This is a genomic window from Corynebacterium gallinarum, assembly GCF_014837045.1.
GTDB lineage: Bacteria > Actinomycetota > Actinomycetes > Mycobacteriales > Mycobacteriaceae > Corynebacterium > Corynebacterium gallinarum.
In genome coordinates, this window is the sequence record NZ_JACSPR010000005.1 from 36,219 (window position 1) to 46,089 (window position 9,871).

The 9,871-nt window shown below is 54.8% G+C and carries 9 protein-coding genes, 5 tRNA genes and 1 pseudogene; 6 read left to right on the forward strand and 9 right to left on the reverse strand.

Annotated features, from left to right (window positions below):
• Positions 1-24: 24 nt before the first annotated feature.
• The 3 genes from H9627_RS08070 to H9627_RS14395 all read right to left on the reverse strand — a co-directional run bounded on the left by H9627_RS08070 (position 25) and on the right by H9627_RS14395 (position 3,254).
• Complete coding sequence (locus H9627_RS08070) at positions 25-2,457, reverse strand: bifunctional DNA primase/polymerase (RefSeq protein WP_191733508.1); 2,433 nt, start codon at positions 2,455-2,457, stop codon at positions 25-27.
• 235 nt (positions 2,458-2,692) lie between these two features.
• Positions 2,693-2,872: a hypothetical protein gene (locus tag H9627_RS08075; protein WP_191733509.1), complete on the reverse strand. Its 180-nt coding sequence runs from the start codon at positions 2,870-2,872 to the stop codon at positions 2,693-2,695.
• Positions 2,873-3,035: 163 nt separating this feature from the next.
• Entirely contained in the window at positions 3,036-3,254 is a 219-nt protein-coding gene (locus H9627_RS14395) for a helix-turn-helix transcriptional regulator (RefSeq protein ID WP_191733510.1), read from the reverse strand.
• A gap of 1,069 nt (positions 3,255-4,323) precedes the next feature.
• Here H9627_RS14395 and H9627_RS14185 point away from each other — a divergent pair.
• Together H9627_RS14185 and H9627_RS14190 are read left to right on the forward strand one after the other, a co-directional pair.
• Complete coding sequence (locus tag H9627_RS14185) at positions 4,324-4,815, forward strand: helix-turn-helix domain-containing protein (RefSeq protein WP_225213645.1); 492 nt, start codon at positions 4,324-4,326, stop codon at positions 4,813-4,815.
• Positions 4,704-5,355, forward strand: a pseudogene (locus H9627_RS14190) (IS630 family transposase); the annotation flags it as partial. The gene H9627_RS14185 and the pseudogene H9627_RS14190, both read left to right, overlap by 112 nt.
• A 127-nt stretch (positions 5,356-5,482) precedes the next feature.
• On the opposite strand, the gene H9627_RS08090 reads toward H9627_RS14190, so the two are convergent.
• The 6 genes from H9627_RS08090 to H9627_RS08115 all read right to left on the reverse strand — a co-directional run bounded on the left by H9627_RS08090 (position 5,483) and on the right by H9627_RS08115 (position 9,141).
• On the reverse strand, positions 5,483-5,875 hold the full coding sequence (locus H9627_RS08090; RefSeq protein WP_191733511.1) for a hypothetical protein: 393 nt from the start codon (positions 5,873-5,875) through the stop codon (positions 5,483-5,485).
• 2 nt (positions 5,876-5,877) lie between these two features.
• Positions 5,878-6,330 carry a hypothetical protein gene (locus H9627_RS08095; RefSeq protein ID WP_191733512.1) on the reverse strand — a complete coding sequence of 151 codons (453 nt, stop codon included), beginning with the start codon at positions 6,328-6,330 and terminating at the stop codon, positions 5,878-5,880.
• Positions 6,327-6,539: a helix-turn-helix transcriptional regulator gene (locus H9627_RS08100; RefSeq protein ID WP_191733513.1), complete on the reverse strand. Its 213-nt coding sequence runs from the start codon at positions 6,537-6,539 to the stop codon at positions 6,327-6,329. The genes H9627_RS08095 and H9627_RS08100 overlap by 4 nt, the downstream gene beginning before the upstream one ends.
• A gap of 479 nt (positions 6,540-7,018) precedes the next feature.
• On the reverse strand, positions 7,019-7,660 hold the full coding sequence (locus tag H9627_RS08105; protein ID WP_191733514.1) for a hypothetical protein: 642 nt from the start codon (positions 7,658-7,660) through the stop codon (positions 7,019-7,021).
• A gap of 23 nt (positions 7,661-7,683) precedes the next feature.
• Positions 7,684-8,913, reverse strand: a complete 1,230-nt coding sequence (locus tag H9627_RS08110) for a tyrosine-type recombinase/integrase (protein WP_191733515.1) — start codon at positions 8,911-8,913, stop codon at positions 7,684-7,686.
• Between the two features lie 156 nt (positions 8,914-9,069).
• Positions 9,070-9,141, reverse strand: a tRNA-Val gene (locus H9627_RS08115).
• Between the two features lie 354 nt (positions 9,142-9,495).
• Here H9627_RS08115 and H9627_RS08120 point away from each other — a divergent pair.
• The 4 genes from H9627_RS08120 (at position 9,496) to H9627_RS08135 (ending at position 9,869) form a co-directional block, all read left to right on the forward strand.
• Positions 9,496-9,568, forward strand: a tRNA-Gly gene (locus H9627_RS08120).
• A gap of 41 nt (positions 9,569-9,609) precedes the next feature.
• A tRNA-Cys gene (locus H9627_RS08125) sits at positions 9,610-9,680 on the forward strand.
• A 9-nt stretch (positions 9,681-9,689) separates the two neighbouring features.
• Positions 9,690-9,764, forward strand: a tRNA-Val gene (locus H9627_RS08130).
• Between the two features lie 32 nt (positions 9,765-9,796).
• Positions 9,797-9,869 (forward strand) — tRNA-Gly (locus H9627_RS08135).
• Positions 9,870-9,871: the final 2 nt, after the last annotated feature.

The window sequence follows — 9,871 nt, forward strand, 5'->3', positions numbered from 1 at the left end:
GGGGTGGGTGCTGCTTCACGATGCTCACTCCAGTGCTTCACGTTTGTCACCACGGTGCTTCAAAATACCCGTTCGGAACAGCAACGCCTGATCTAGGAACGCATTCACCGGGTTGGACTCCATCACAAAGCGCTCAGCAGTGGAGACCACAATATCGGGGAGATCCTTCCGCTTAAAACCTTCCTTCCATGGGCGGGCGAAGTTCCGGGCCATGAGATTCAGCAGGCCAACCGCATTAAAGGAGTCAGCTTGCCAATTCCCGTTATCGCCCTCTCGCTCAGAGAACTTGCTGAGCACAGCTTCCACCTTCGGGCGGGTACCAGCGGTAGGGACCACAACAAAGCGATCTTCTAGGGCTTCATCAAAATCAATGCGGGCGGGCTCATTGGTTGAGAAACAGATCACCGTGCCCTTGTGATACTCGGTACGGGTGAACTTGTCCGTCACGGCGATCTCTGTGTTGCCCGAGATCTCCTTGAGCGCGTCTCGTTGGCCCCTGGTCTCTTGTGACAGCTCTGAGAGAAAAGCCACTGAAGCTCTCATGGCCGCAGCCTTGGAGCTGTTGTTGCCGGACTGACGCGAACTCAAGTCTTCCAAGGACGATGTAGCACCGTAATCACCTAGGACACGCTGGTAAAAGTCCAGCCAAGTGCTCTTGCCAGTGCCAGTGTCTCCCATTGCACCCCAGATCACGCGGTGAGGGTTGTTTCCATGCAAGCTGTAGGCCATAAGCTCATTGACCGTGGGGATTACGCTGGAGTGGAACACAGCCTGCTCCAGCTTCTGAATGGGCGGTACCTCTCCATTATCTAAGCGGGCGCAACCCTTAAGGATTTCAGCCCCGGAGATATTCATTGACTTCTTGAGCAGCTCCTCGGGGCGACGCGGGCGGACTGAAGACTTGAGGTCCCCATCAATCCACTTGTTGATATCAATAACCATGCCGTCCGACAGACCTCGAAGATTGTCAGCAGCGTCAAAATCCGACTCTCTGAGCACCGGGTGACGTTCCATGAGTAGACCGGCCAGGGTTGGGAAGGCACCGTTCATGCTCCCTTGATTTCCGCAGTATGTGACCGCCATGCCGACCCGCTTAGCCAGCCATTTTTGTTCATCGTCCTCAGTATCCAGCATTGCCAAGAACTCCTTGAGAGCCGGTGCCACGTAGCGACGATAGTAAGGGCGAAGGGTGGACTTGGAAATGAAAACTCCCTTCGCGGTGTCGTAGAGATCTGGCTCTCTTTTGTCGTGCAGATCCAGCTCCACAGCGCGAAGGTCATCGTTGAGTAGCAGTAGGATCTCAGCAGGTAGGTCATCACCCGTAGTGGTCATGATGATCTCGGTGACCCCCTCCATCAGCTCCTCGCGGGCGCTGGCAAGCCGTGAGGCACCCAACGCACTAGTGAGATCGAAGTCCTTAATTTGGTGGGCGATAGCGTTCATTTTGGTGATAGAGAGACTCTTGCCCTGTGCAACCTCAGCTAAGACAAGGTCCACTTCGCCCTCAACAGAACGGGCGAATTCCCCTCGTGCCACATCCTGGCGACGGCGGTCCCTGGTGGCCTTGAGATAGCGGCTCTCCAGGCGCTCTAAAGCTGCTCTGAGTCCAGAAGGCCCCTCTTCAAAGGCGCACCATTGAATGAGGCTATGAACTCCACCGTTCATTTCTGGGTGAGCGGAAGTTAGATCAATCTTCTCTACTTTCTCAACCAACGTCTCAGAAATTGGAGCGTCAAAGTTAGCTACCAGACCATGGAGGCGCTCGTATGCGTCCTCCAGCCCCTGCACTGGTTCCGCCACTCCGTTTAATCCCTTCGGCACAGTTCCACGGGAAAGGCACTCCACCCACTGTTTGGGCAGTGTGGGGAGATCCCACACAGCGGGTGGCTCCACAGCTTCACCATCAGGGTCAAGCCACTGGTACCGTTCGCCATCCTTTACGGAAGGCCACACGGTGGCGTAGGAGATACCCAGCGAACGAATATCTACGTCTGTACAGGCCTGTGCAGGCCACCACTGCTCTTTAGGGACTCTGAAGAAGTACTGACCTCCCTTATCGCTGACTCCCCGGCGCGTAGATCGCGCCGGGTGCTGGTCCAGGCTTAGTGACCCATAGTCACCCTCCAGCTCTTCCAGATGATCCCGTCCGCGCTTGTTGTCGTGGTGATCAACGTCGATAGAGATAATCTCGTAATCAGCTGAATCAGCTGCCATCACCAGTGCTAGGTTTACATCATCCTGTGGGTTATCCTCCCACCACTGGTGGGCGGTGGCGTTGGCTTCAGTGAAGGTGGTCTTGCGTCCATGGACACCCTTAAGAAACGGGCGCTTGGCGTCTTCTTTCCTCATGGGGATAGGTCGGGCGTAGCCCTTCTCACGGTAGGCTTCTGCTGCTTCATAAGCCTTGCCTACCTGTGGACTCGTATCAGCGGATGTGGTAGAATTGTATGTGTTCAAGTGGTTGAACTTCTTTCTTCAATGGATTGTGGTTGCGGGGGAGACCTTCTCATTACCCGCTTTTCACGGTTATCTTCGGACATAACCGCCTCTTCGGTGGAACCCTTCAGGAATCTCCTCTCTGAAGGGTTTTTTCATTGTCTACGTGCCAAACGGGCGGTGGCCATGCTCAAGTGAATTCTGAACCGCTCCAGGTCAATCCAAGATCGCCAGCCAATTAGCACCACAGTCAGGGCTAATGTCGTCGCTTGGCCTCCAGACCAGTTACAACGTCCGAAATATCAGTGATCGTGTCGTTCAGCTCGTATACCTTGGCGGTCAAAAGTTCAACGCTATCGGCCAGACTGATCAGCGCCTGAACCTCCATCACGCGGAGATCCCGATCTGAGAAAAGCTCTAACTCTGTAAGGCGCATTTAGTACCAACTACTTCCGTGGGAGCTGGTCTGAAGATCATCCAGCGAGACTAAAGAACTGTCGTTCTTTTCCCATAGATAATTAATGAGCTGAGGGAAAGACCACCGCACCTGAGCGAGTGCATCCTGTAGCTCATGTTGCTGGTTGCTCGTGTACAGGTTGTTAGCCATGCTGCTTCACAACCCTTCTGTAGGACAGCGTGTCCGCCTCACTAGCGTCTATCCAGTCGTCTAGATCAGACACTCGATACAGAGCGTGATTGTCTGCGTTGCGCACGTGCCGTGGACCCGTGTTGTTTGCTCGCCAGTTATACAGCGTCCTCGTTGTGAGACCTAAATACTTTGCCGCTTGAGTGGTGCTTAACCATTTGTCAATAAGCATGGGTGATTACCTCCTTGTCAATGATGGGATTAGACGCTTCCACCCCTGAAAACGTTCATGCTAGAAGTGTACCATACGCACTTTATCTAACCCCTTTAATGTCGTCATTGACGCAGGTCATGACTTTCTATCAAGCTATAGGGTTACTTTTTTGAAAGTGGCACTTTTCGGCGTGTAGAGTACCCTAAAGCCCCCTTGAAGAGAGTTTGAATTTAATTAACTCAGAGATGAGAAAACCGGCCCTAAACTAGAAAGTCGGGCCGGTTTCACTACTTAGCGACGGTTACAGATAACGACTGAAGCTAACACCTTCAGACTCCAGTCGCCCCCTCTTCTCCTCCGCTGTACCAGAGAGAAGAAATTTGAAGAACGATCTCCGGCAAGACTCACCCTCGCTCCCGCCTTCAGTGGGCACATTCTTGACTAGGTATCTACCTAAGCCTTCATTCATATCTACTTTTCCTTAGTGGTTCGGGAAGGACAGGTGTCCTATACGCCGATTTGCGCACCCGTCAACCCTTGAACTAGTAATTGCCAATCCAGACGTTCCCGGCGCGTCCACGGGGCAAATAGCGGGGGATTATCGCGCCGGGAGGGTTGCTAGCGCTCTAGGTAGCGACTGAACCCTTTGTCATGCTCGTAGTCCTCTTGGTCATATCGGCTATCAGGGCGGGGGTTGCCATTTTCCTTGAACCTCTGCACCCACTTGGCTTCATTCAAGCCGCTAGGTGATTGAGTTCGTGGGGTTGAGCTGCTTGACCCAAAGAAGATCATTTATGCGACCTCGTAGCTATCGGCATTGATCAGCTCTCGGGGGTCTGCACCTGTTCCGCGCCAGCCTAAGGGGTTGTCACCTAGGTAGACCGTGGCAAGGTCGATAACGTCATTCCAGACACCGGGGCTACTGAGGGCGGTTCTAGCTTCCTCTAGGACAAGTGCGTCCTTGTCTGCGATCTTGCCCTTAGATTCAACCTGATCTAGTAGAGTGTCGTGACTTATGGCCTTGATTAGGGGATGATGATCCTGGTGGGTTTCTTCCCCTAATCACCCGCCATAAGCGAGGGTAGTGATGGCGAGAACAAAGTCCCGACCGGTAACCCTGAGCGAGGCTGACCGTGCGTGGTTGACCGCCAGAGTCCGCACCGGGTCCTTCCCGGCCCAGCAGGTGCGTCGAGCCCGGATCCTGCTGGAACTTGACCAACACCACCCCGGTCGGCTGAGCCGCGGTGAACCGGTACCGACTCAGGCGACGGTGGCAGAACTGGCTGGAGTGTGCGCCGATACCGTGGTCAAGGTCTCCAAGGCCTACGCTGATCGTGGTGGGGACGTGGAAGAAACTGTCACCCGGAAAACACGCCTGACTCCGCCGGTGGCTCCGAAGGTCACCGGCGAGGTTGAAGCCCGCCTGATCGCTCTGGCCTGCAGTAATCCACCGGAAGGGCAGGCCCAGTGGAGTCTGCGACTGCTGGAGAAGCATGTTCTGCTCACCGACGGGCTTCCACCGTTGGATCATTCCACCATCGGTCGGGTGTTAAAAAAACGAAACTTCAGCCTCACCTGAAGGAGTACTGGGCGATCCCACCGAAAGCCAACGGCGAGTTCGTGGCCCGGATGGAAGATGTTCTCGATGTCTACGCCCGTGCTCATGACCCGGATATTCCGGTGGTGTGCATGGGTGAAAAGCCCTACCAGCTGCTGGATTACACCCGGGACTCCATCGACGCGACACCCGGGCGTGTCCGCAAAGAAGACTACGAGTACTCCCGCAAGGGAGTGTGTTCCATCTTTGTGTGGAGCCAGCCTTTGGCCGGGCGACGCCGGGTGCATGCCAGACCCCGGCGCACCCGGGTGGACTGGGCCCACGAGATGAAGACACTGCTGACCGTGGATTACCCCGACGCGGACAAGGTCGTGCTGGTCATGGATAATCTCAACACCCACACTCTGGGCTCGTTGTACGAGGCGTTCGACGCCGAGCAGGCACGGGCCCTGGCCAACCGACTGGAGATTCACTACACACCCAAGCACGGGCCCTGGCTCAATATCGCCGAGATCGAATTATCCGCACTGTCACGTCAGTGCCTCTCCCGCCGGATACCCGACATCGACACCCTCAATCACGAGCTCGGTCGCTGGCAGGACACCACCAATGCAGATCAACGACCCGTGAACTGGCAGTTCACCACCACGGACGCACGGATCAAGCTCCGCCACCTGTACCCAGAACATTAGTCACGACACTCTACTAGGTGAAATTTGAGCTGGTCTAATAGCTGGTAAGCGTGGATCTCAGCGATGCCACGGCGGTCTTCCGCACCTTCAAGGAGAAGGTCTGAGTGGGCGAGAGTGAAAGAAGTCCTACCCGTCCGCTCCATTTTTGGATACGTGAGCGCTAATAGCTCTGCCGCGTACTCAACTCCTGTGTGCGAGTTCTCCAGCAGGCGGTTGGCTTCAGTGAAATAAGCCTTCTGCAATGCTTTCATTGCAGTGCCGTACTCTTCCCGCGTGACTTCATCGCCGTAGGGTTCAGAGCTATCGCGATAATGGGCTTCATGGGCTGCTACCGCCGCCTCATAGGTGTCTCGGTAGCCACTTTCATGACGGTTATAGTGGTTAGCCATTCTTAAATCTCTTCCTGTGGTTCGGTAATGGTGATGCGGGGGCTGTCCGTGAACGTGATGAGCACGCGGAACCCGTACCCCTTGAGTTGTTCCAGTTCCGCGCTATCGGTCTCAGTGAGCGTGGTTGGGGTAGCTACGTAGGCGTTGCCTTCCACCGTGGGATTAACTACCCATGCATTAGCGCCGTCCAGAGCTCGTAGGTAGCCAGCTAGCAGGCTCCTTCCCCATCCCGGCGCGATCTCTGGAAGGTGGGGGGATGCCTTGGCTGGATATTCTGCGTACAAGCCGTGTGGCAATGGCTTAGGGGTCTTCTTTGCGTTCTCTGCCTGCCAAGCGGCACGGGCCGCGCGGAACTCAGCTTTGGTGGCGAACTTATGACTCTTAGGCGCGGGATTGTCCTCAATAGCTTTAGAGCGGATTAGAGCAGTCAGCCCGTCTTGGAGTTTCTTACTCATGCCGCATTCCCCAGCTCAGTTGCTCCTGCCTCACGGGCATGTTCGGTGAGCCACTCCTGTACGTCTGAAACTCTGAAGCGGATGGTTCTTTCACCCAACCGCACCTCACGTGGGCCATCGCCATTCTTGCGCAACTCGTTTACCGATACCTTGCTGATCTGGAGTAGTGCAGCCAATTCCCCGATAGTAAGTAGCTTGTCTGCCTGCATAGTTCTCTTCCTTTCTCAATTTGCCTATAATAGGTTCAATCTTTCATTGTTAAGTCTTATTATACCACACAGCATTTGACACACCGACTAACTTGTGTTAAGTGGCTTTAGTTACGGCGTGTCAGGGCCTTTATCGGTGCTTTTACTTCTCAGCTCTTCTTGCCCAAAGAAGTCATGGCGTTCTCAACCGCTCCAATCTGGAGGCGGATGGATCTGCCCAATCGCTTGGCTGGAATATCTCGACTAGCGATAAATCGCCTCAGCGTGCGCTCAGAGACCGCGAAGTGCTGTGCAGCAGTGGACAACGGCACGTAGGGTTCACTCGCGCCAAGCTTGGTTATATTTGCCTTGTTAGACATGAAAAAAGACACCTATCCCTTCCCAATGGAAAGGACTGGTGCCCAATTAGTCTGGATTCCGCTTGCAGTCAGCGGGGCGTTAAGTTGAAAATGCGAACTTAGTATGAATATCTGGAGCTGTCAAGACTTGTCAGCAAAGAACTTTCCCGCCGCCTTAGCGAAGATCTTCATCCGATCATTGAAGGAATACTCCGGGAGACCATCCTGAGTAAGCGGGCTTGACTGCAACCGGGCTGGCTTATACAGCTCAGAAGGATCAATGATGACGGTCTTCCCCTTCGCTGGTATCAGCCTGTCCACGTGGACATAGCCGGAATGGTTGCCACTGCGGATGAACACCCCCTCCACTGCGGGATCAAGGTCAATAATGTCCTCTATCTCCGTATGGGCTGTGTAGGAGACACCCGTAGCCCCACCAGAATGACGGTAGAGCCAGTTGAGCTCCCTAGGGGTAACTTCTCCCTGCTCAAAGGCTTCAATCGCTTCTGTGAGCGTCCACGATTTAACTAACTCCAGCGTGACACCTTCACGGGGCTTCTCCAATGGAAGCGGAATCAAGTTAGCATCACTGCCTCTAGCCTTGACTACCCCCACCAAAACGGCGTTGCCATCCACCGCCAATGTATACCCCACAGCCCTTCCACTACCGGCAATACGCCACGTAGCTACCTTGTGGCGCTCTAATTCTTCCGGGTTCAGTTGTAGCCAGCGACCTAGACCCCTCATGTACGTTCCTTCCTCTTTGTACTCAATGGCAACCACGGGGGAGTGGCTGCCACTCTCGCCTATTCTTCCGCTTGCCAAGACCTAGACCATGCGGTCATGATCTCCTCTGTACGTCCATCCCGCACCTGTGCGTAGATCTCAAGCACCACCTTCAGGTCCTTGTCTCCGATGATCTGACCAACCGCTGTTGGTTCATACCCCTGTTCCAATAGAGCCGACACGATGAACCGCCGTCCCGCGTGTGGATGGAGACGGCGAGTAATGCCAGCACGCTTCAACATCCCATTGAAGGTGGAGCGAAAAGCGGTATCGAACACAGCACTACCGGTGCGGGTGGTAGTCAACAGTTCTTCTCGGTGGGGGCCAGTGAACTTCTCCATATGTAGGAACAGGTCCTTATGAAACATGGACAGGATTGGTACTCGCCTATTACCTTGAGCGGTCTTTGCAGATCCCATAGCTTCCATGACCCACTTGCCATCTCGCTTCACCCGCTGAAGGTTGTCGTGAACTGAGGCATGAACTAGGGGAGACCATGGTCCAGGCCCCTTAGTCAGATCAGACTTCACTGTTATGTCCTGTCGCTTAAGCGCTAGGGCTTCACCGATACGGAGACCGTGAAACTGAGTCAACAGGGTAATCAGCTTGTAACGCTCTGGAGCTTCCGAATAAATGGCCTGTTGCTCTAGCAGGGTGGGAAGATTCTTCTCCATCTTTGGCTTAACCGTCCGCTTACTAGCACGGATGACAACGGGGTTAACGGGAATAACTTCATCGTCAACTAGATCATCGAAAGCAGAACGCAGATGTTGGTAAGCCTTCCGGTTCAACTCGCCAGAATCCGGCCACCGCTGTTGAACGTCATCCCACCACTCACGCACAGCCCGGCTTGTCACCTCTGATACGGGCATATCCGCCAGCGCTAGGCCCTCAGCGGTAATCCGGTATGCCACCCGCTCCCGGTACTTGGTCATGGTGGATGCCTTCAGACCCTGTCGTTCCTTATCGTTGAGCCATTGATCCATACACACCCGAACTGTATTGCTGTCGGCTATCTCCTCAAGCTCAGCCCGGCGCTCTCGCTCCTCGGGGGAGATCCACGTTCCTAGGTCTATGAGGCGGCGTTCATCGGCTAGCCAGCCCTCAGCGTCGATCTTTGCGGGGAAGGTGTTGGGGGCATTAACCCATGCCGTGGTCTCCGGGTGGCGGTATCTAGCGCGGTATCGGCCACTCTTAAGCTCTTCGATTGCCCCGAACGCTCTGCGGGTGCGTACCTTCTTGCGTGCCATTTCTATTCCTCCGTGGGATAAGCGTGGAACAAGCGTGGAATAAGAACGTCGATTCTTGTCCATTCCCGTCCCTATATGTCCACGGGCCAATTTAGGGGAAACATGCCTTGACATGCGAAAACCCTGCTCATCGGGGGTGATGAACAGGGCAATTTGTGGTCCTAGCTGGGTTCGAACCAGCGACCTTTCCGGTGTGAACGGAACGCTCTTCCACTGAGCCATAGGACCGTGCGACCGCGGTAAACCTCATCGGTGCAATTCGAAGTTAACACGATGGTGCAGAAAATTCCTAATCCGGGCCCCAGTTTCTTCCCGCGCGGTGTGGAGTTCTTTTTCTGTAGCGGCCGATACCTATCTATAGGAAGGGGAAAGGTGGTCGGTGACCATGTCCGGCGCCCGCTTTCTGTCTGTGCCCTGGGAAACTACGGCGGTGTAATTCATGTGGTGTTTGCTTTCGCCCTGGCTGGGGCGGGGTAACTATGGTTTGAGCTGCGGATTTGTGTTGTTCGCGCTGTTCGGACTAAAGTTGGTTCTCGCACCGCAACGAGGGGTTACAACGTAATCATGTTCAGCGCAGTGCATGCGGATGTAGCGCAGTTGGTAGCGCATCACCTTGCCAAGGTGAGGGTCGCGAGTTCGAGTCTCGTCATCCGCTCTGGTACGTTAACGTGTACCTGAGGCGGGATCAACCGCCACGGTGGAATGGCCGAGTGGTGAGGCAACGGTCTGCAAAACCGTGCACACGGGTTCGATTCCCGTTTCCACCTCGCAGCAAAGCGCGTTTAGCTCAGCGGGAGAGCGCTTCCCTGACACGGAAGAGGTCACTGGTTCAATCCCAGTATCGCGCACCAGAGTTTGAATCAACTCTCAAAACCAGATTCATGCGGATGTAGCGCAGTTGGTAGCGCATCACCTTGCCAAGGTGAGGGTCGCGAGTTCGAGTCTCGTCATCCGCTCT

Bases quoted from the DNA above. Each gene is read 5' to 3' on its own strand.
- H9627_RS08090 (WP_191733511.1), bottom strand. From the start codon at position 5,875: ATGGCTAACCACTATAACCGTCATGAAAGTGGCTACCGAGACACCTAT.
- H9627_RS08075 (WP_191733509.1), bottom strand. From the start codon at position 2,872: ATGCGCCTTACAGAGTTAGAGCTTTTCTCAGATCGGGATCTCCGCGTG.
- H9627_RS08095 (WP_191733512.1), bottom strand. From the start codon at position 6,330: ATGAGTAAGAAACTCCAAGACGGGCTGACTGCTCTAATCCGCTCTAAA.
- H9627_RS08100 (WP_191733513.1), bottom strand. From the start codon at position 6,539: ATGCAGGCAGACAAGCTACTTACTATCGGGGAATTGGCTGCACTACTC.
- H9627_RS14185 (WP_225213645.1), top strand. From the start codon at position 4,324: ATGGCGAGAACAAAGTCCCGACCGGTAACCCTGAGCGAGGCTGACCGT.
- H9627_RS14395 (WP_191733510.1), bottom strand. From the start codon at position 3,254: ATGCTTATTGACAAATGGTTAAGCACCACTCAAGCGGCAAAGTATTTA.
- H9627_RS08110 (WP_191733515.1), bottom strand. From the start codon at position 8,913: ATGGCACGCAAGAAGGTACGCACCCGCAGAGCGTTCGGGGCAATCGAA.